The organism is Arthrobacter sp. E1SS-5 (assembly GCF_057073715.1).
Map to the genome: position 1 here is coordinate 2969330 of NZ_CP172703.1, position 19552 is coordinate 2988881.

At 67.6% G+C, this 19552-nt stretch carries 17 protein-coding genes; 4 read left to right on the forward strand and 13 right to left on the reverse strand.

From position 1 onward, the window contains the following. Window positions 1-46: 46 nt before the first annotated feature. Window positions 47-2125, reverse strand: a complete 2079-nt coding sequence (locus ACIGJD_RS13745; protein WP_483686663.1) for an acyltransferase family protein — start codon at window positions 2123-2125, stop codon at window positions 47-49. Next, window positions 2125-4080, reverse strand: a complete 1956-nt coding sequence (locus ACIGJD_RS13750; RefSeq protein ID WP_483686664.1) for an acyltransferase family protein — start codon at window positions 4078-4080, stop codon at window positions 2125-2127. Before ACIGJD_RS13750 ends, ACIGJD_RS13745 begins: the two co-directional genes overlap by 1 nt. Before the next feature lie 230 nt (window positions 4081-4310). Here ACIGJD_RS13750 and ACIGJD_RS13755 point away from each other — a divergent pair, with 230 nt between their 5' ends. Further along, on the forward strand, window positions 4311-5279 hold the full coding sequence (locus tag ACIGJD_RS13755; protein WP_483686665.1) for a DUF389 domain-containing protein: 969 nt from the start codon (window positions 4311-4313) through the stop codon (window positions 5277-5279). Window positions 5280-5294: 15 nt separating this feature from the next. On the opposite strand, the gene ACIGJD_RS13760 is transcribed toward ACIGJD_RS13755, so the two are convergent. Further along, window positions 5295-6818: an ATP-dependent DNA ligase gene (locus ACIGJD_RS13760; RefSeq protein WP_483686666.1), complete on the reverse strand. Its 1524-nt coding sequence runs from the start codon at window positions 6816-6818 to the stop codon at window positions 5295-5297. Window positions 6819-6874: 56 nt separating this feature from the next. On the opposite strand from ACIGJD_RS13760, the gene ACIGJD_RS13765 reads away from it, so the two are divergent. Then, complete coding sequence (locus ACIGJD_RS13765) at window positions 6875-7477, forward strand: dihydrofolate reductase family protein (protein WP_483686667.1); 603 nt, start codon at window positions 6875-6877, stop codon at window positions 7475-7477. Between the two features lie 132 nt (window positions 7478-7609). Here the strand turns inward: ACIGJD_RS13765 and groL are convergent, their stop codons facing one another. From groL to ACIGJD_RS13780, 3 genes are all read right to left on the reverse strand, one after another. Continuing rightward, entirely contained in the window at window positions 7610-9220 is a 1611-nt protein-coding gene (gene groL / locus ACIGJD_RS13770; RefSeq protein ID WP_483686668.1) for a chaperonin GroEL, read from the reverse strand. 78 nt (window positions 9221-9298) lie between these two features. Further along, a complete protein-coding gene (groES, locus tag ACIGJD_RS13775) occupies window positions 9299-9592 on the reverse strand; it encodes a co-chaperone GroES (RefSeq protein WP_003805290.1) in 294 nt (97 codons plus the stop codon). Between the two features lie 252 nt (window positions 9593-9844). Beyond that, entirely contained in the window at window positions 9845-10225 is a 381-nt protein-coding gene (locus ACIGJD_RS13780; RefSeq protein WP_483686669.1) for a hypothetical protein, read from the reverse strand. 54 nt (window positions 10226-10279) lie between these two features. Here ACIGJD_RS13780 and ACIGJD_RS13785 point away from each other — a divergent pair, with 54 nt between their 5' ends. Then, the gene (locus ACIGJD_RS13785; RefSeq protein WP_483686670.1) at window positions 10280-11521 is read left to right on the forward strand and encodes a THUMP-like domain-containing protein; all 1242 of its coding nucleotides are present in this window, start codon (window positions 10280-10282) and stop codon (window positions 11519-11521) included. 27 nt (window positions 11522-11548) lie between these two features. On the opposite strand, the gene ACIGJD_RS13790 is transcribed toward ACIGJD_RS13785, so the two are convergent. Further along, window positions 11549-12346: a shikimate 5-dehydrogenase gene (locus ACIGJD_RS13790; RefSeq protein WP_483689503.1), complete on the reverse strand. Its 798-nt coding sequence runs from the start codon at window positions 12344-12346 to the stop codon at window positions 11549-11551. Between the two features lie 61 nt (window positions 12347-12407). After that, window positions 12408-13856: a glycoside hydrolase family 3 N-terminal domain-containing protein gene (locus ACIGJD_RS13795; protein WP_483689504.1), complete on the reverse strand. Its 1449-nt coding sequence runs from the start codon at window positions 13854-13856 to the stop codon at window positions 12408-12410. Window positions 13857-14232: 376 nt separating this feature from the next. Here ACIGJD_RS13795 and ACIGJD_RS13800 point away from each other — a divergent pair, with 376 nt between their 5' ends. Beyond that, a complete protein-coding gene (locus ACIGJD_RS13800; RefSeq protein ID WP_483686671.1) occupies window positions 14233-15384 on the forward strand; it encodes a glutamate--cysteine ligase in 1152 nt (383 codons plus the stop codon). 14 nt (window positions 15385-15398) lie between these two features. Here ACIGJD_RS13800 and tsaD read toward each other — a convergent pair whose 3' ends face one another. The 5 genes from tsaD to alr are packed head-to-tail and all read right to left on the reverse strand — an operon-like array spanning window position 15399 to window position 19522. Further along, window positions 15399-16490: a tRNA (adenosine(37)-N6)-threonylcarbamoyltransferase complex transferase subunit TsaD gene (gene tsaD / locus ACIGJD_RS13805; protein WP_483686672.1), complete on the reverse strand. Its 1092-nt coding sequence runs from the start codon at window positions 16488-16490 to the stop codon at window positions 15399-15401. Beyond that, complete coding sequence (gene rimI, locus ACIGJD_RS13810) at window positions 16487-16981, reverse strand: ribosomal protein S18-alanine N-acetyltransferase (RefSeq protein ID WP_483689505.1); 495 nt, start codon at window positions 16979-16981, stop codon at window positions 16487-16489. Before rimI ends, tsaD begins: the two co-directional genes overlap by 4 nt. Before the next feature lie 20 nt (window positions 16982-17001). Then, window positions 17002-17673, reverse strand: a complete 672-nt coding sequence (tsaB, locus tag ACIGJD_RS13815) for a tRNA (adenosine(37)-N6)-threonylcarbamoyltransferase complex dimerization subunit type 1 TsaB (protein WP_483686673.1) — start codon at window positions 17671-17673, stop codon at window positions 17002-17004. Continuing rightward, window positions 17667-18287, reverse strand: coding sequence for a tRNA (adenosine(37)-N6)-threonylcarbamoyltransferase complex ATPase subunit type 1 TsaE (tsaE, locus tag ACIGJD_RS13820; RefSeq protein WP_483686674.1), 621 nt, complete (start codon window positions 18285-18287; stop codon window positions 17667-17669). Before tsaE ends, tsaB begins: the two co-directional genes overlap by 7 nt. After that, entirely contained in the window at window positions 18284-19522 is a 1239-nt protein-coding gene (alr, locus tag ACIGJD_RS13825) for an alanine racemase (protein WP_483686675.1), read from the reverse strand. Before alr ends, tsaE begins: the two co-directional genes overlap by 4 nt. Window positions 19523-19552 lie beyond the last annotated feature (30 nt).

Here is a 19552-nt window from a genome sequence, read left to right on the forward strand (position 1 = left end):
AGCCTCGCAAGCTCGGCCAGGGAACCCGACGGGTGTGGGCCCACGGTCAGCTCCAGCCCGTGGCCGCCAGCAGCCGCTGCTCGAACATGGGGATCATGCTCTCCACGTAGGTCCTGGTCAAGTGGTTGTCGTCCTTATAGACGTAGACGTTTCCCACCACTGCCGGGCAGACGCCGCGGGCGCAGATGAAATCACTCATGTCCATCAGGTGCAGTCCAGGCAGCTTGCCGCGGTAGTTCTCCAAGGGCGACGGTTCCACCAGGGATTCGGCCAGCGCCGGATTGCAGGCCGCCGCAGTGGCACCGTGCCGCTGGGCGCACTGCGGCATGTTGAACGTGAACCGCGGGTTGTCCCGGATTCCCACCACCTCGATTCCCGCGTCGGCGAATGGCCGCACGCCTTCGATGTATCCCGGCACTTCGGTTTCGAACGGAGCTTCCTCATGGGTCAGCGAAGCCACCGTGAACACAGCATCCGGCATGTGCTCCAGGACGTAGGCGGAACTGGCGCGGTTGTAAGCGTTGCACTCGGCACTCCGCGCCTCCGACCCCGCGCCGAACCGGCAGGCCGGCATCAGCAGTGTTACCAGTTCCCAGCCCCGGGCAGCGGCAACCGGGGCCAGGGCGGCAAGGTACTGCTGGGCATGGGAGTCTCCCAGCACCACGATGCGCTTTGAGGAAGGTTCCTCCGGGAGCTCCTGCCGGCAGCCTTCGAGAATTGGATCGGTAGTGGCATTGGCGCCAGTGCAGGGCGAGTCGATGCCGGCCCAGTCGTTGTCCAGCGCGGTGGGCCCGGGGATGGTCCGGGCCCTGGGGGCGGGCGTGTTTTCGTTCTCCGGGGTGAGTGCCAGCGCCCCTGGCGTCAGCTCCCTCTGTTGTGCCGCCGTCGCACGTTCCTCCGCACTGAGCGATGTCTGCCAAACGGCAACGGGCCCTGCCAGCAGGGCACCACACGCAACAACGACGACGGCGGTGCGCCAGGCGCGGAGCTTGGGCCAGTGCCATTCACGCAGGGGCTTCTCGACAAAGCGGGTGGTCAGGATGGCGAGCACGATAGAGGCCGCGACGATGCCAAGGCCCTGCCTGAGGTTGGGCGCCTCTACGCCGGTGGCCGCAAGGGCCAGCACCAGGAGGGGCCAGTGCCACAGGTACAGGGCGTAGGAGTTATCGCCCAGTGCGACGGCGGGCCGGCTGCTGAGGAGGCGGTCCACCCCGAACCTGCTGCCGGTCTGCCCCGCAACAATCATCGCGGCCGCCGAAACCGTTGGCCACAGCGCCACGTACCCGGGGAAGGAGCGGTCAACGGTCAGGACCAGCCCGCACGAAACCATGCCTGCCAGTCCGGCCCAGCCCAGCACTACCCGGAATATGCGGCCGGGCTTCAGGTACGGCAGCACCAGCGCCAGCAACGACCCCAGCGCAAACTCCCACAGCCGGGCCCTGGTATCGAAGTAGGCGTAGGCCTGGTTGGTGGCGGTCTGTTCCATGGAATAGGCCAGGGACAGCACAAACACGGTCCCGAACACGACGGCGAGCAGGCCGCGGTAGGTCAGCCGGCGCAGACGGGGTACCCGCCGCAGCCCGGCCAGCGCAAAGGCCGTGGCGGCGAAGATCAGCGGCCACAGGATGAAGACCTGGCCCTGGATGGACAGCGACCAGAAGTGCTGCAACGGACTGGCACCCGCATGGTCCTGCGCGTAGTAATCAACGGCGGCGTCTGCAAGCAGCCAATTCTGGCGGTAGAGCAGGGACGCCCAGGCCTGGTCGAGCACCTCCGGCCAGCGCCCCTGGGGCAGGATCAACCAGGTGCCGGCCAGGACTCCGAGGATCACCACGACGACGGCGGGCAGCAGGCGCTTGAACAGGTGCAGCCAGTGCGCCAGGAGTCGGAAGGGCTTGCCTGACTCCGCCTTGCGGACGAAGGAAAGGGTGAGCAGGAAAGCTGAAATCAGCAGGAAAATGTCCACACCACCGGACACGCGGCCCAACCAGACGTGGTAGGCCACCACCATCAGGACAGCCAGGGCGCGCAGGCCCTGGACCTCAGGGCGGAAGGAGGACTTTCTGGGCTTCGAAGGCGCCGGGTCTACTGAGGGGGCTTTGCTGCCTGTTGCTGCCTGCGGCATCAGACCGCCCAGCCCGCAACTGCCAGCAGCCGCTTGGCAAACTCATCCGCCATGCTGGCCGCATATTCAGCACTCAGGTGGTTGTCGTCCAGGTACACATACACATTGCCCACCACGGCTGGGCACTCCGTCGGGGTGCAGATCCGGTCTGTAAGGTCCACCAAAGACAAACCGGGCAGAAGGGCCATGTCCAGGGTGTCGAACGGGCTGCTGGCCGGAGAATTGTTGCTGACCGGCGGGCGGCAGGCCTGGGCCTCGGCGCCTTCCCGCACCACACATTCCGCCATGTTGAAGGAAAAGCGCGGGTTGTCCCGGAGGGCAACAACCTGGATCCCCTGGCCCAGCCACCCGGAGACCATCTCCTCGAAGCCGGGCGTCAGCGCCTCGGCAGGACTCGAAGGTGCCGCCGCAGTCCCCACCACGATGATCACGTCGGGCTTCTGCCTGGCGATTTCCTTCTGGACGTCCGCATTAAAGGCGTCGCAGTCAGCGCTTTCTCCCAGGTCCCGCGGCGTCGCCTTGCAGGCGCCCTTCAGAATGGAGTACAAAAGCCAGTTCTTTTGGGCTGCCAGCGGTTTAACGGCACCCGACCACTGCTGCGCATGGCTGTCCCCGAGCACCAGGACGCGCTTGGAGGGTTCACCTGCGGGCCGCTGTTCGAAGCACGATCCCTTCAGCAAGCGGCTCTCCGGGGCGATCTCTTCCGTACACGGCCCGTCCAGGGACACCCAGTCCTTGGTGAGATCCGCCGCCAGCGGCAAGAGGGACGCATCCGCGGCCGGTGTTCCGGCCGCGTAATCGGGGTCAAGGACGCGGGAGCCCGGGTTGTTGGCGATCTTCTGTGCCTCCACCGCGCGGCGTTCCATCTCAAGCTGGAAATTCCAGCCGGAGAGGGGCAGCGCTGCCACAGCCACTGCCAGCATGATGGCCAGAACCGCCCTTCGCTTCCGGACTTCCGGCCATTTCCATTCCCGCCACGGCTTTTCGATGTAGCGGGTGGTCAGGTAGGCGAGCGCCAGGGCAACCAGGATGATGACAGAGCCGGACAGCCAACCCGCGTGGTCCTTGCCGCTCCAGGCGAGAGCGAGTACCAGGAGTGGCCAGTGCCACAGGTACAGGGCGTAGGAGATGTCGCCGAGCTTGACAAGCGGCTTGGCGGAGAGGATGCGGTCTATCCCTGCGGCGCTTTCCGTTTGGCCTGCCACGATGACCATGGCTGCGGCGACGGTTGGCCACAGCGCGGCGATACCGGGGAAAGCCCCCTGCACGTCAAGAACAATGCCGCACGCCAGCATGGCCAGGACGCCCGCCCAGCCCATGATGACGCGGGTCCGGCGCCGGAAACGCAGGCCGGGGAGGATCAGGGCCACGAGCGTGCCCAGGGCGAATTCCCACAGCCGGGCGCCCGTGTCGAAGTAGGCCTGCACCTGGTTGGTGGCGGTGAAGATGATGGAGTAGCCCAGCGAACCAAGGAAGATGGCGAAGAAGATGTAGGCGAGCAGGGGACGGTAGGACAACCGGTAGCGCCTTGCCGTCCAGCCGGCCACCGCGAAGATCAGGGGCCACAGGATGAAGATCTGCCCCTGGATGGACAGCGACCAAAAGTGCTGGAAGGGGCTGGCCAGGCTGTGGTCGTTGGCGTAGTAGTCCACCGCGTCCCGCTGCAACAGCCGGTTCTCCGAGTAGGTGAGGGAGGCCCAGCCCTGCGCGATGAGGTCCAGCCACCGTGTCGGTGGAAGGACCAGGGCGGACACAGCCAGGGTTGCCACGATGACGGTGACAGCTGCCGGGAGAAGCCGCCGGAACAGGTGGAGCCAGTGTTTCGCGAGGGCGAAGGGCTGCTTCCGGTCATGGCGTCCAAGGAATTGAAGCGTCATCAGGAAGGCGGAAATAAAGAGGAAGACATCGACCCCGCCGGACACGCGCCCGAACCAGACGTGGTAGGTCACCACCATGAGGACAGCCAGCGACCGAAGGCCCTGGATCTCCGGCCGGAAAGATGGCTTCCGCTGCCTTGCAGCGACACTTGGCCTGGGTTCCGGTGCCTTCGGGGTTTCCGTTATCGACACAAGAACCTCTCAAAATCCTGCCAGCCAAAGCAGCAAGCCTAGCCAACGCCGCCTTTAACGGCTAATCAACACGGCGGTCCGGACTAAGCTGGCCACAACCGGCGAAGGGAGCGGGGATGGTTGTCCAGCTGCGGATTTGTGTGCCCGGGGAGCTGTCCGCGGTAACGGTACAGACCTGCCGGGACCAGCAGGGTGTGGCGGAAGTCATGGTGGCCAAGGGGGCGGCCGTGGTGCCCCCGGGCGACGTTCTGGAGGTTCTCATCGCCCGCGAGGCCGTGGAGGAACTGCTCGAAAAACTGGAAATCCTGAAGATCCGGGACGAGGGCTCGATCGCCATGACCACGCCGGAATTCGTCCTCTCGAGAAAGGCGGACCAGGCAGAGCGGTCCGCCCCCGGGGACGGTGCGGACGCAGTGATCTGGGACGACGTGACCCGGCAAACCGGCGAGGATTCCCGGCTGACGTGGAACTTCCTCGCGTTCCTGGTCCTGGCCACGCAGCTCGCAGGAATCGGCATTGTGACCGATTCCCCGATTGCCATCGTGGGCGCCATGGCGGTTGGCCCCGAGTTCGGACCGCTGGCCGCGCTGGCTGTTTCGCTTGCCACCCGGCAGTGGAAGCTTGGCCGGCGGGCCGCCGTCGCGTTGGGCGTGGGCTTTCCCGTTGCCATGGTGCTGGCGGCACTCACTGCCTGGCTTTCGGTGCCGCTGGGGCTTTTCCCGCGTGATGCCCTGGACAAGGGCTCGGCAGTCGAATTCATCTACCACCCGGGGCCCTATTCACTGATTGTCGCGGTGCTGGCGGGGATCGCGGGAATGCTGTCCATCATTGGCCGGCGTTCCGCCGCGCTGATCGGCGTTTTCATCTCCGTGACCACCGTGCCGGCGGCCGGGTACGTGGCGGTCGCCTTAGTGTTGGGCGAATACCAGAAGGCGGCAGGCTCTGCCCTTCAGCTGCTGCTCAACCTGGTGGGCATCGTGGTGGCCGCCTTGGCAGTCCTGCTCTTTTACCGGGTGGTCGCCAGGCGCGTGCCGGACGGGGTGGCGCGGAGGCTGCAGCGCCAGCGAAGCGGAGCGCGCCGCTAGCCGCCCTACGCTCCGCTAGGGGCGCAGCAGGCCGCGCAGGGTCTGGATGGTGTCCGCTTCGGCCGGAACTTTGTCATCGCGGTAGCGCTTGACGCGCGCGAAGCGCAGCGCGATTCCTCCGGGATAGCGCGGGGACTGCTGCACGCCGTCGATGGCAATTTCGACGACGGTGACGGGGTCCACCCAGACGGTGCCGGCAGTGCGCCGCACCTCAAGCTCCTGGAATCTTTCGGTCTGCCAGCGCAGCAGTTCGTCGGTGAGGCCTTTGAAGGTCTTGCCCACCATCACGTAACCGCCGGGTTGGCCGAACTCTCCGGCAGGGTCGAGGGCCCCCAGGTGCAGGTTGGACAGCAGCCCCGTGCGCCGCCCGGATCCCCATTCGCAGGCGAGCACCACCAGGTCATAGGTCAGGACCGGCTTCACTTTTACCCAGTTCGATCCACGCCGGCCGGCGGCATAAGTGGATCCGATCGCCTTCACCACAACACCCTCATGGCCGGCCGCCAGCGCATCCTGTGAGACACGTTCCGCAACTGCCGGGTCAGCCGTGACCTCCCCGGGAATCCGGTGGGCAGGGGCGATGCGCTCCAGCACTTCGATGCGGCGGGCCAACGGCTCATCCAGCAGGTCTCGGCCATCAATGTGCAGCACATCAAAGAACCAGGGATGCAAAACTGTTTCCCGCGCCGCATCCGCGCCAAACCGTGCCATGGTTTCCTGGAAGGGCCGCGGACCGCCTTCCTCGTCGAGGGCCAGGGTCTCGCCGTCCAGGATTACGTGCCGCAGCGGCAGGCCGCGGACCACTTCCACCACTTCGGGAAGCCGGTGGGTGACGTCGGCCAGGTTGCGGGTGTAGATGCTGACGTCATCGTCGGCGCGGTGGACCTGGATGCGCGCGCCGTCGAGCTTGTATTCCACCGAGGCCTCCCCCGTGGTTTCCAGTGCTGCGCCGGGGCTGGCCGCGGTGGAGGCAAGCATGGGCAGCACCGGGCGGCCCACCACCAGTCCGACGGCGTCCAGCTCGGCCTGGGTGCCCGTGATGGACAGGAGGGCTGTTTCGCCCAGGTCCCCGGAGAGCATGGCGGCACGCCGGACGGCTTCCACCGGCTTCCCGGCAGCACGGGCCACGGCATCCGTGAGGACTCCTTCCAAGGCGCCGGTGCGCAGTTCGCCAAGCAGGACGCCCGTGATGAACGACTGCTCCGGCCCGGTGGCAGCCGCCATCAGTTTCCGCAGGGTTGCTGCCCGTTCCGCGCCCGATCCGGCACCGGCCGCAGCGAGCAAGCGGTCCAGCGCCGCATCGAAATCTGCCACGGTCAGGCTTGGCTCGCCGGCCGGCTCCTCCTTGGCCGCTGCCACCGCGCTCCATCCCACGCCCACGCGGCCCTGCCGGGGCTTGGCGGTGAGCAAACCCACCGCCGTCGGGATCTCCGCGGGCTCAAGCCGGAGCAGCAGGCTTGCCAAGGCGTCGACTTTCGCCAGCCGGGAGCGGGTGGACGCAACGGACGTGGTGGTTTCCACCAGCTCAAGGAGCAGCATGGGACCATCCTGCCACGGCTCTGGACAGCCTCCCGGCCCTGCTCCACAATGGGCGCGTGGGGATCATTGTCGCGAACCTGTTCATCACCCTCGACGGCGTATACCAGGCGCCCGGCGGCCGGGAAGAAGACACCGAAGGCGGCTTCGAATTGGGCGGCTGGCAGGCACCGGTGTCCGACGACGAAGCGGGCGCCGCCATTGCTGCCGGGATCAGCCGCATGGACGCCTTGCTTCTGGGCCGGGAGACCTACGACATCTTCGCTTCCTATTGGCCGCACCAGTCCGGTGACATCGCGGACGCACTCAACGGGGTGCCCAGGTTCGTCGTATCCAGCTCCCTGCACGATCCCGATTGGGCAGGTACCACTGTGCTGCCGGATGCCGCCGCCGCAGGCAGGCTCCGGGAGGACTACGGGCAGGTGCACATGTTCGGCAGCGGGGTCCTCATCCGGTCCCTCCTGGCCGCAGGAGTGCTGGACCGCCTTCATCTCTGGCTTTATCCCGTCACGCTCGGACAAGGCAAGCGCCTGTTCGACGACGGCGCCGTACCCACCACCTTCCGCCTCGCCGAGCCGGCCCGCAGCTTCCCCAAAGGTGCTGTCTCCCTGGTCTACGAGCCAGCGGGCGGAGTGGAAACGCGGGACATGGCGGCGGGTTAAAGGGGCCTCGTTCAGGGGACATGAAAAAGGCTGGCCCGGCAAATGCCGGACCAGCCTTCTCAGCCAAAGAGCTGGGCCCACGCCGTCAGGGTTCCCTGACCGAGCGAAGCGAGGTTAGGGAGACGGTGGGGACTAGTGGCTGTGGCCTGCGTGCTCGTCCTCTTCGGCCGGCTTCTCCACAACCAGGGTCTCGGTGGTGAGAACCAGGGCGGCGATGGAGGCCGCGTTGCGGAGGGCTGCACGGGTGACCTTGACGGGGTCGATGACGCCCGCGGCGATCAGGTCCTCGTACTCGCCGGACTTGGCGTTGAAGCCGTTGTTGATCTCGGCGTCGGCAACCTTGGCGGCGACCACGTAACCGTCGAAGCCTGCGTTCTGGGCGATCCAGCGCAGTGGCTGCACCAGCGCGCGGCGGACGATGCCAACGGCGGCTGCGGCGTCGCCTTCAAGGGCCTTGACCGAGGCGTCCTCGTCCAATGCCTTGAGGGCGTGGACCAGGGCTGAACCGCCACCGGAGACGATGCCTTCTTCGAGGGCAGCGCGGGTGGAGGACACGGCGTCCTCGATGCGGTGCTTCTTTTCCTTGAGCTCAACCTCGGTGGCGGCGCCGACCTTGATGACGCCGATGCCGCCGGCCAGCTTGGCCAGGCGCTCCTGGAGCTTTTCGCGGTCCCAGTCGGAGTCCGTGCGGGTCAGCTCGGCGCGCAGCTGGGCAACCCGTGCCGATACATCCTCCGCCGAACCGGCGCCGTCCACGATGGTGGTGTTGTCCTTGGTGACGGTGATGCGGCGGGCAGTACCCAGCACCTCCAGGCCAACCGAGTCCAGGCTCAGGCCCAGCTCCGGGGAGACAACCTGCGCACCGGTGAGGGTGGCGATGTCCTGCAGCATGGCCTTGCGGCGGTCACCGAAGCCCGGAGCCTTGACGGCGACGACGTTCAGGGTGCCCCGGATGCGGTTGACGATCAGCGTGGACAGGGCCTCGCCCTCAACGTCTTCGGCAATGATGAACAGCGGCTTGGAGGCTTGCAGCGCCTTTTCGAGCAGCGGCAGGAATTCCTGGATGGAGGAGATCTTGCCCTGGTTGATCAGGATGAGTGCGTCCTCGAGGACAGCTTCCTGGCGCTCCGCGTCGGTGACGAAGTACGGGGACAGGTAGCCCTTGTCGAACTGCATGCCCTCGGTGAGGACCAGTTCGGTCTGCGTGGTGGAGGACTCTTCAATGGTGATGACGCCATCCTTGCCCACCTTGCCGAAGGCTTCGGCCAGGAGCTCGCCGATTTCGTCGCTCTGCGCGGAGATGGCGGCAACGTTTGCCACCTGGGTGCCTTCAACCGGCCGGGCGTTCTCCAGCAGGCGGGCAGCCACGGCTTCAACCGAAACTTCGATGCCGCGCTTGATCTGGCCGGGGGCAGCGCCGGCTGCAACGTTGCGCAGGCCTTCCTTGACCAGGGCCTGGGCCAGGACCGTTGCGGTGGTGGTGCCGTCACCGGCAACGTCATTGGTCTTGGTGGCTACTTCCTTGGCCAGCTGGGCGCCAAGGTTCTCGTAGGGGTCGTCCAGTTCCACTTCGCGGGCGATGGTGACGCCGTCGTTCGTGATGGTGGGGGCGCCCCACTTCTTGTCCAGGACGACGTTGCGGCCGCGGGGGCCGAGCGTCACCTTGACGGTGTTCGCGAGCTTATCGATGCCGGCCTCAAGGGACCGGCGGGCAGCGTCATCAAACGCAAGCTGCTTTGCCATGGTTTTGTCCTTTCAAAGACAGAACCCCGCACTGCCGGCCAGCATGAGCATGGCCGGCGGCACGGGGATCCGAAAGAGTTACTTGACGACGATCGCCAGGACGTCGCGGGCGGACAGCACCAGGTACTCGGTGCCGCCGGTCTTGACTTCGGTTCCGCCGTACTTGGAGTAGATGACGACGTCGCCAACGGCCACGTCGACGGGAACGCGGTTGCCATCTTCGAAGCGGCCGGGGCCTACTGCAACAACTTCGCCTTCCTGCGGCTTCTCCTGTGCGGAGTCCGGGATGACCAGGCCGGAAGCCGTGGTCTGCTCGGCTTCGAGCGGGCGGACAACGATACGATCCTCAAGAGGCTTAATAGAGACCGACACTCGGACCTCTCCTTTTCGTCAGCAAATTCGTGGACTGGAAAGCTTTCCGCCGTAGCTGGCAAACCGTCGTCGCGGTGCCGGCAGCAGCCTGGCTGGCAGCTCTTCATGTGTTAGCACCCTCCTAGGGAGAGTGCTAATGAAGACTCTATGTAAGGGTTAGCACTCGGTCAAGGTGAGTGCCAACGTTTCGTCACGGGCGTACGCCTTCGCCGGACGTACGACGCCGGGTTGCGGGCGGAAGCCGCGGCGCGCCTACCGGCCCAGGTCGTCGAAGTCCACGTCCTCGCCCCCGTCGGAATCGCCGCCGCCCTGCTGCCGCCCGCGGTAGAGGACCCATCCGGACACCGCTGCGGCGAGCAGCGAAATGACGAGGAAAACGATGCTCCCTGACCGGGCGCCGTCGTACAGCCCGCGGATGTCCCGCGACTCCTGGCTGTTGTCTCCGATGTCGTTGCCGCCTACCGAATAGACGGTGGCGTTGAAGGTGTCCAGCAGGAAGATGATTACCAGCAGGGCGATGCAAACCACGGCCACCACGGCAGCGGCAATCAGGACGGAACGGGCAAGCCGGGCGGCCCTGCTGTGCCTGGGCTCGTGGTCCGCGGTCTCCCCGGGGGCTGCGCTCTCATCCATGGTTTCAACAGTATCCGCATCCCGGCCGTGCGCTCCTCCACTAGGCTGGAACCCATGGCTCACGCTCCCCAGGACCAGATTGCACAGGACCAGATCGCACCGCTGCTGACCCCCGAAGGCTGGGAGTTGCTGGCATCCCTGGGCCCCTACCGGGACGAGGATTCGTTCGAGCTCAATTCGGCGCTCAGGAAGGCCGGGCACTCCCCCGAACTCGTATCCGCCGTGCTTACGCAGTCGCGGCTGCGCACCCGGGCGGAGGCGAAATTCGGCGAGTTTGCCCGCCAGATGCTCTTCACCCAGGCCGGATTGGAGCAGGCCACGCGCCTGAACGTCGCCGCCCACCACGCACGCCGCTTCGCGGCTGCCGGGATCAAGCACGTGGCAGACCTGGGTTGCGGCCTCGGCGCCGACTCACTGGCTCTGGCTTCCCTGGACATCAACGTCACCGCCGTCGAAATGGATGAGACCACCGCGGCCTGCGCCACAGTGAACCTCATCCCGTTCCCCAACGCCACGGTGGTGCACGCCGACGCGGCAGCGGTTCCGATGGAAGGGATCGACGGCGTCTGGCTGGATCCGGCCCGCCGCGTCACCTTCACCTCCGGCACCAAACGGATCTGGGACCCCGAGGCGTTCTCGCCGCCGTTGTCCTTCGTGGAGTCGCTCGCCGCCGAGGGGAAAGCGGTGGGAGTGAAGATGGGCCCGGGCATGCCACACGACTCCGTGCCCGCCGGGTGCGAGGCCCAATGGGTATCGGTGGGCGGCGATGTCACCGAGGTGACCCTGTGGTTCAACGCCGTGCGCAGGCCCGGCGTCCGCCGCGCTGCCCTGGTCCTGGGTTCCCAAGGGCCGGCCGAGCTCACCAGCGGGGAGGACTTCGGCGCCGGCCCGACAGCGCCGGTGGGAGCTGTGGAGGGGTACCTGTACGAACCTGACGGCGCCGTGATCCGCGCCGGGTTGGTGGCAGATGTGGCGCTGGAACTCGGCGCGCATTTGGTGGATGAGCACATCGCCTACATCTGCGCCCCGGAACTCCTGGACACCCCCTTCGCCAGGGCCTACAAGGTCCTGGAGGTCATGCCCTACAACGTCAGGGCGCTGAAGGCGTGGGTGAAGCGGGAGGGCATCACCGTGCTGGAGATCAAGAAGCGCGGCACCGCGGTGACCCCGGAAGAGCTGCGGAAGCAGCTGCTGCCGGGCGGGAAGGGTGCGGCTAAAAAGGGCGGTAAAAAGGCCACCCTGGTCCTGACCCGCATCGGCGAGGACCGGGTGGCCATCGTGGTGGATCCCGTCTGACACACTGGCCGGGAGCCCCTGCCGGCGCTACTGGGCGCGCATGAACTCCTCTGCGGCCCGCACCTGCCCGGGAGTGGGCCGCACCCCCGTGTACAGGACGAACTGCTCCAGCGCCTGGATGGTGGCCACCTCGGCACCGGTGATCACCGGCTTGCCGGCAGCCCGGGCCGCGCGGATCAGCGGCGTTTCGGCAGGCAGCGCCACCACATCGAACACCACGCGGGCGGCCTCGATGGCTTCCGCCGGGAAGGCCAGGCTGTCCGCTTCCGCCCCTCCCGCCATGCCGATGGGGGTGACGTTGATGATCAGGTCGGCCGTCCCGCCGTCGAGCCCTGCACGCCACTGGAAGCCGTACTGGCCGGCGAGCGCGCGTCCTGCCGCCTCGTTCCGGGCGATGACGGTGACGTCCTTGAAGCCCCCGTCCCGCAGGGCAGCCACCGTGGCCTTGGCCATTCCCCCGGCGCCCTGGACCAGCACCGAATAGTCAGTGGGCACCGCATTGCTGGCCAGCAGCTGCTCGATCGCCGTGTAATCGGTGTTGTACGCCTTGAGGTGGCCGTCGGTGTTCACGATCGTGTTCACGGAGTCGATGGCCTTGGCGGACGGGTCCATCTCGTCCACCAGCGCGATGACGTCTTCCTTGTACGGCATCGAGATGGCGCAGCCGCGGATGCCCAGCCCGCGGACGCCGGCGATGGCCTGCTCCAGGTTGGTGGGCGCGAACGCCTTGTAGATCCAGTTCAGGTCCAGCTGGCCGTACAGGTGGTTGTGGAACCGGGTCCCGTTGTTGCTGGGGCGGGCCGAGAGCGAGATGCAAAGGGTCATGTCTTTATTCAGAATGGGCACCAGTCCATTAAACCCGCGTTCACCTCCCGCCGTGGTGCGGTCAGGGGCAGCCGGTTCCGGCAGGGAAGGGCCCGACGGCGGCGGGCAGCTTCCCTGGAGCGGCCGCCTTCCCTGCAAGCACGGCGGCCAGCGCATCGAAGGCGGCGTCGGTATGCCCATAGAGTGCCAGCTTCACCGGCGCACTGGAGCCCTGAAGCGGCCACGGGGCATCCAGGGCCACGGCGATGTCGCCCCCGGCCGGTTTCCCGCCAAAGCCGATCAGGTTGACCAGCGGTCCCGAACCGATCCTGATGCCTGCGCGGGCAGCGGCGGCTTCGAAGCGCTCCCGGTCCGCCGGTCCCCCGCCGGCCACCCGCACGGAGCCGGGTACCAGTGGTCCGGCGCAGGGACCGGACACCACCGTGACGGCAGACGCCGACACCTGGGCCGACAAGGCGGCAGCACTTCCTGCCGGAGCACCGGCGCCCGGCGTTCCGGGAGCAGGCGAGGTCCGGGCATGCCAGATCATCATGGTGGCCACCCGCTGCGCTGCCTCATCCAGCCGGGCGGCGGGAAGGGTGCCCGCGGCAATGGCCTGGACGATGGCGGCGTGGGCCTGTGCCACGTCCGCCGGCATCAGCAGCAGGTCGGCGCCGGCGGCGAGCGCCTTCACCGCGGCAGCGCCGGCCGGGTACTGGTTGTCTACTGCGCCCATGTTGAGGGCATCGGTTACGGCCACACCCTTGAAGCCCAGCCCCCTCAGTGCCGCGTAACTCGGGGCAGAGAGCGACGACGGCACGCCGGGTTCCAGCGCAGGCACGGCAATGTGACCGGTCATGATGATCGGCAGGCCCGCGGCGACGGCGGCCTGGAAAGGTTTCCAGTCCCTGGCCCTGAGCGCGTCGATCCCGGCCGGCTGGACGGGAAGGCTCACGTGCGAGTCTGCCGTCACGGATCCGTGCCCCGGAAAGTGCTTAACGCTGGGGAGCACGCCGGCGTCCAGCATGCCCTGCGAGAAGGCCACGCCGTGGGTGGCCGCTGCGGCAGGGTCGGCGGACATGGAACGGGCCCCGATGGTGGGGTCGCTGGGCCCGATGGTCACGTCGGTGTCGGGGGCGAAGTCCAAGTCGAAGCCCAGTAGAGCCAGCTCACCCGCCAGGCCCCTGCCGGCTTTGCGCGTCAGGTCCGGGTTTCCGGCGGCGCCGTAGCTCATGGGCGTGGGCCAGTCGGTGAGGGGCGCCCCGAGGCGTGCCACGGCTCCGCCTTCCTGGTCCACCCCGATGATCCCGGGCCAGCGCCGGCCGTCGGCCGCAACAGCCTGCAGCAGCCGCTGGTTCACGGCTCCCATGGCTGCCACGTCGACGTTTCCCCGGGCGTCCAGCGGCACGTTGTCGCCCATGATGATGGACCCCGCAAGATGCAGCCGCTGGATCAGCGCGGCATGGGCCTCCACCTTGTTGCCCGTGAAAAACGGGAGCAGGACCTGCCCGGCCTTTTGCTCCGGCGACATCGCCGCCACGGCCGCCACGGCAGCGTCCTGGTCGCGCTGCTCCGGCCCCCACCCCAAAGCCCGGGAACCCGGGTCAGGTGAAGGAGAAGCCGAAGGAGGTGCCGGCGTCGTACTTGCCGATGCCGCTGGGGACGCCCCGGTGGGCGGCGCGGAGGACGACGGCGGGGCCGCGCTTGGGGATGGGGAACACGAGGCCAGGGCCAGGGCTGACAAGGCCAGGAGGAGGGGGAAGAATTTGGCAGGGCTGTGACGCAGGGGGAATGGTGCCATCAATAGGATGCTACCCCTGCCCTATAGACTTGAAACACCCGTTCGCCTGCCGGCAGCAGCCTGTGAGCGGCATCAGCCAGCGGCAAACCGGAGAGTAAGGAAACGTGTGAAGATCGACTTCGCGTCATCGAGGCAGTCAACCCTCGGTGTTGAGTGGGAGCTTGCCTTGGTGGACGGAAAGACGGGCGAGCTCGCCTCCGTGGCCAACCAGGTGCTCCGCGGCGTGGCCTCCCGCCACCCCGAACTCAACGAAGACGACGAACATCCGCACATCAAGCAGGAACTGCTGCTGAACACGGTGGAGCTGGTCACGGGAATCTGCGAGACAGCGGCGGAGGCCAAGCAGGACCTCAGCCGGTCCGTTGCCGCCGTCCGTGAAATCACCGATCCCATGGGCGTGGAGCTGTTCTGCGCCGGAAGCCATCCGTTCAGCCCGCCGCAGCTGCAGCCGGTGACGGACAAGGCACGCTACGCCAAGCTGATCGACCGGACCCAGTGGTGGGGCCGGCAGATGGTCATCTACGGCGTCCACGTGCACGTGGGGCTGGACCGCCGGGACAAGGTGCTCCCCGTCCTGGATGGCCTGGTCAACTACTTCCCGCATTTCCAGGCGCTCTCCGCGTCCAGCCCGTATTGGGGCGGCGAGGACACCGGCTACGCCTCCCAGCGCGCCTTGATGTTCCAGCAGCTGCCCACGGCGGGGCTGCCCTTCCAGTTCAAGTCCTGGGAAGAATACGAGTCCTACGTGCAGGACATGTTCACCACAGGCGTCATCGACACCATCTCGGAGATCCGCTGGGACATCCGGCCCGTCCCGGCACTGGGCACCATTGAGATGCGCATCTGCGACGGCCTGGCCACGCTGGAGGAAGTGGGCGCCATCGCGGCCCTCACCCAGTGCCTGGTGGATGAGTTCTCCACCATCCTGGACAACGGCGGCACCATCCCCACCATGCCGCCGTGGCACGTCCAGGAGAACAAGTGGCGGGCGGCCCGGTACGGCCTGGACGCCATCATCATCCTTGACGCGGCGGGCCACGAGCAGCTGGTCACCGACCACCTGCTGGAGACGCTGAACCGGCTGGAACCGGTGGCGGCCAAGCTGCGCTGCTCCGACGAGCTTGCCGACGTGGAGAAGATCATCCGCCGCGGGGCCGGCTACCAGCGCCAGCGCCGGGTGGCGGAGGAGAACGGCGGGAACCTGCAGGCCGTGGTGCTGGACCTGGTCAAGCAGATGCGCAACGGCCCCACCGCCTGAGTGGGTTTGACGCTTCAGGCGGGGAGCGACACCGAGGTGACCGGCATGGAGGAATCCGGGGCGAATCCGATTCCGCTGGGCTCGACGCCCGCCATCACCAGCTGGGCACCGAGGGCGGCCACCATGGCGCCGTTGTCCGTGCACAGGTCCAGGGGCGGAACGTGCAGCCGGATGCCGGCCGAGGCGCAGCGCTGCCCCGTCAGTTCCCGCAGGCGCGAGTTGGCTGCCACGCCGCCGCCCAGCAGGACGTCCTTGATGCCGTGCTCGCGGCAGGCCAGGACCGCCTTGGACGAGATCACGTCCACTACGGCCTCCTGGAACGCCGCTGCGATGTCTGCCACGGGGATCTCTTCATCGCGCGCCTCGAACTGCTCCACGCACCGGGCCACCGCCGTCTTGAGTCCGCTGAAGGACCAGTCGTACCGGTGCGGCCCGGGCTCATCCGCCGTGCCCATGTACTTGGGCTGGGTGAGGCCGCGGGGAAAACGTATCGCCTTCGGGTTGCCGTTGCGGGCCATCTTGTCGATCGCCGGGCCGCCCGGGTAGCCAAGCCCCAGAATGCGGGCCACCTTGTCGTAGGCCTCGCCGGCGGCGTCGTCGATGGTGGAGCCGAGGAGTTCCACGTCGCTGGTGATGCTGTTGATCCGCAGGATTTCGGTGTGGCCGCCGGACACCAGCAGGGCCCCCAGGTTTTCCGGCAGCTCCTGCTTCCGGCCGCTTGCACGGTCATCCAGAAGTCCCACGCCCACGTGGGCCACCAGGTGGTTGATCGCGAACAGGGGCTTGCCGGTGGCGACGGCGAGCGCCTTGGCAGCGCACACGCCCACCATGAGCGCGCCGGCCAGCCCGGGTCCGGAGGTGACGGCGATGGCGTCCACTTCCTCCAGGCCCACGCCGGCGTCTGACAGGGCCTGTTCAAGGGTGGGCACGAAGGCATCAAGGTGCGCCCGGGAAGCGATCTCCGGGATGACTCCGCCGAAGCGGACGTGCTCATCCATGGAGGAAGAGACCGTGTTGGTCAGGAGTTCGGTGCCGCGGACGATCCCTACGCCGGTTTCGTCGCAGGACGATTCAATGCCCAGTACCAGGGGCTGTTCACGGTTCATGCCTGGCCTGCCTCCGTTGCTTGATGGCCTTCAGTAGGTGGTGCGGTCAGCTGGAGGCGCATGATCAGGGCGTCCACGCCGTCGCGGTAATAGCGGGGCCGGGTGTGGATCTGTTCGAAGCCGAACCGCACATACAGTTGCTGCGCCCGGGGGTTGTCGGCACGGACTTCCAGGAGGACGTCGGCGGCGCCGCGCTGCCGGGCCTCGTCGATCAGGTGCGTGAGCAGGGTGCTGCCGATGCCGCGGCCCTCATAGTCGGGGACGACGGCGATGGTCTGGACGTCCGCGATGGGCTCGATGCACATGAGGCCGGCGTAGCCCACGATGCCGTCGCTGCCCTCCGCCACCAGGTAGCGGCGGGTCTCCGGCTGGGAGAGCTCGTCCAGGAACATCTGCACGGGCCAGGCGTCAATGGGGAAGAGCTTGTGTTCGAGAATGCCGACGGCGGGCACGTCGTCCAGGGTCATGTCGCGGATGGTGATTCCGGCCATGCGGGGGTCCGAAAGGGTGGTCACAGTGCCCGCTTCCGTGGTCCGGGAACCTGCGCGTCCGATTCGCGCAGGTAGAGGGGGGTGGAGTCCAGCAGGGCGTGTCCGGCGGCGAGACGCGCGAGGGCGAACTGGCCAAGGTACAGGGCGTCCGGCTGCTCGCCGTCGAACTCGGGGTGGGCCTGGAGCGTCTCGGCGTAGAGCCCGGCACCTGCACCGAAGGCGGGCAGGTCCGGAAGGTCTGCCGCGAAGCCGACGTGCGGACCGTCCTCCAGCTGCGGCAGCTGGGCATCGCTGAGGCTGTAGCGGGCCCAGTAGACCTCCTTGCGGCGGGCGTCCGTGACCACCAGGAACCCGGAAGGGGCCGCCGTGGATTCAGCAACTTCAAGGGCCACGGCGTCCAGGCTCATCACGCCGTGCAGGGGCTTGCCCCAGGCGAAAGCCAGGGTGCGCGCCGTGGCAATGCCCGAACGCAGGCCGGTGAAGGGGCCGGGACCCACGCCCACCACGATGGCGTCGACGTCCTGCCCCTTGACGCCCGCTTCGGACAGCATGGTGTGGATGCCCGGGGCGAGTACCTCCGCGTGGCTGCGGGTGTCTTCCGTGGCGAAGCTTGCCACTACGCTTTCCGGGGCGTCATCGGAGACCAGCGCGGCGCTGGCCACGGCTGAGGTATCGATGGCGAGGATCAACACGGGTTGCTCCCTTCCGGGCTTCCGAGTTCGGGAGCTGTTGCCCACCGGGGCCCGTAGCCGCGCATCACAATGGTGCGGGGCTCGTCGGTGTCCTCGCCGTCAAAGTCCAGGTCCGCGGAGGTTCCGGCCGCTCCCCCGGGAGCGGATCCTGCAGTCCCCAGCCCGATACCACCCAGTCCGATGGCACGGTGCAGGTCGATTTCCAGCCGGCTGTCGCTGAGGTGTTCCACCCGTTCATGCCCCCACTCCACCACCGTGACGGAGGAATCCATGGTGTTTTCAAGGTCGATGTCGTCGATCTCCGCGGCTGAGCCCAGCCGGTAGGCGTCCACGTGGACCAGGTCCGGGCCGCCGGGACGCCGACCGTCCGGCAGGTTGGGATGGATCCGGACCAGGACGAAGGTGGGCGAGATGATGCCGGCTCGGACCCCAAGGCCCTCGCCGAGGCCCTGCGTGAAGGTGGTCTTCCCGGCCCCCAGCTCGCCGGAGAGCACCAGCAGGTCACCGGCCTGCAGCACCTCCGCCAAACGGGCGCCGAACGCGTGGGTCTGTTCCGCCGTCGTCGCGGTAAACGTCTTTTCCCAGTTGGCGGCCAACTGCCCGGACGCGCTCATGCGGCTCCCGCCTTGCCGCTCACGCCTGCCAGGCCCTGGCTGTTGTCCGCAGGATTGTCCTCGTTGATAAAACGGCGGGGGACGCGGGGGCTGATCCGGGTCACCACCTCGTAGTTGATGGTTCCGGCGGCGCGCGCCCAGTCGTCAACGGTGGGCCCCCCGTCGGCGCCGTTACCGAACAGTTCCGCTTCCGTGCCCTGCAGGCCGGCTCCTGATGCTTCCGGCCCCAGGTCAATGACCATCTGGTCCATGGCAATCCGCCCCACCACGGGGTAGGTCTTGCCCGCGACGCGGACCGGACCGCCGGTGGCGACGCGGGGAACGCCGTCGGCATAACCCAGCGGAATGAGCGCAAGGGTGCTCGCTTCCCTGGTGCGGTAGTGCAGCCCGTAGGAGACCCCCTGCCCCGCGGGAACCTGCTTGCACTGCGACACCAGGGTGCGCAGCGTCATGGCGGGGCGGAGGCCCAGCTCAGCGGAGGTGGTCCCGTCGAACGGCGAAAGCCCGTAGATGCCCAGGCCGACGCGTACCAGGTCGAAGTGGGTGTCCGGCCGGGACAACGTGGCGGGGGTGTTGGCCAGGTGCCGGACCTCAAGATCCACGCCCGCATCCTCGGCGATGGCCAGCGCCTCACGGAAGGCTGCCACCTGCTGGTCCGTTTCGGGCCGCTCCGGTTCGTCAGCGACGGCCAGGTGGGAGAAGATGCCCACCACGCGCAGCAGTCCCTGGTCCTGGTATTCCACGGCCTCCCCCACCAGCCTGTCCCAGGTCTCAGGGGTGGCGCCGTTGCGGCCAAGCCCGGTGTCCACTTTGAGGTGGATACGTGCGGGGCGTTCCTGCTCACGTGCCGCGGCAACGATGCGTTCCAGCTCCCAGCCCGAGCAGCCGATGTCGACGCCGGCAGCCACGGCCGCGCCGAAGTTGCTGTCCGTGGTGTGCAGCCAGGCCAGCAGTGGTGCGTCAACTCCGGCGGCGCGCAGCGCGAGGGCCTCGGAAATGTGGGCCACACCCAGCCAGGAGGCGCCTGCCTGCAGGGCTGCGCGGGCCACCGGAACGGCGCCGTGCCCGTAGGCATCGGCCTTCACGACGGCCATGACTTTCGCGGGGGAAGCAGCGGCGGCAAGCCGGCGGACGTTGTGCCGGATGGCGTCCAGGTCGATCACGGCGGACCGCTCATGGCGGGGGTCCGGCCCGGAGGCAGCGCTGAATTCACCGGTTGTTGCGGGGTAGGTCACCTAACTGATTCTAGTGCGGGCACTTCACGC

Excerpts from the sequence above, each read along its gene's own strand:
- ACIGJD_RS13745 (WP_483686663.1), bottom strand. The coding sequence starts at position 2,125 with ATGCCGCAGGCAGCAACAGGCAGCAAAGCCCCCTCAGTAGACCCGGCG.
- ACIGJD_RS13750 (WP_483686664.1), bottom strand. The coding sequence starts at position 4,080 with ATGGTGGTGACCTACCACGTCTGGTTCGGGCGCGTGTCCGGCGGGGTC.
- ACIGJD_RS13755 (WP_483686665.1), top strand. The coding sequence starts at position 4,311 with ATGGTTGTCCAGCTGCGGATTTGTGTGCCCGGGGAGCTGTCCGCGGTA.
- ACIGJD_RS13760 (WP_483686666.1), bottom strand. The coding sequence starts at position 6,818 with ATGCTGCTCCTTGAGCTGGTGGAAACCACCACGTCCGTTGCGTCCACC.
- groL (WP_483686668.1), bottom strand. The coding sequence starts at position 9,220 with ATGGCAAAGCAGCTTGCGTTTGATGACGCTGCCCGCCGGTCCCTTGAG.
- ACIGJD_RS13780 (WP_483686669.1), bottom strand. The coding sequence starts at position 10,225 with ATGGATGAGAGCGCAGCCCCCGGGGAGACCGCGGACCACGAGCCCAGG.
- ACIGJD_RS13785 (WP_483686670.1), top strand. The coding sequence starts at position 10,280 with ATGGCTCACGCTCCCCAGGACCAGATTGCACAGGACCAGATCGCACCG.
- ACIGJD_RS13790 (WP_483689503.1), bottom strand. The coding sequence starts at position 12,346 with ATGACCCTTTGCATCTCGCTCTCGGCCCGCCCCAGCAACAACGGGACC.
- ACIGJD_RS13795 (WP_483689504.1), bottom strand. The coding sequence starts at position 13,856 with ATGTCGCCGGAGCAAAAGGCCGGGCAGGTCCTGCTCCCGTTTTTCACG.
- tsaD (WP_483686672.1), bottom strand. The coding sequence starts at position 16,490 with ATGAACCGTGAACAGCCCCTGGTACTGGGCATTGAATCGTCCTGCGAC.
- rimI (WP_483689505.1), bottom strand. The coding sequence starts at position 16,981 with ATGGCCGGAATCACCATCCGCGACATGACCCTGGACGACGTGCCCGCC.
- tsaE (WP_483686674.1), bottom strand. The coding sequence starts at position 18,287 with ATGAGCGCGTCCGGGCAGTTGGCCGCCAACTGGGAAAAGACGTTTACC.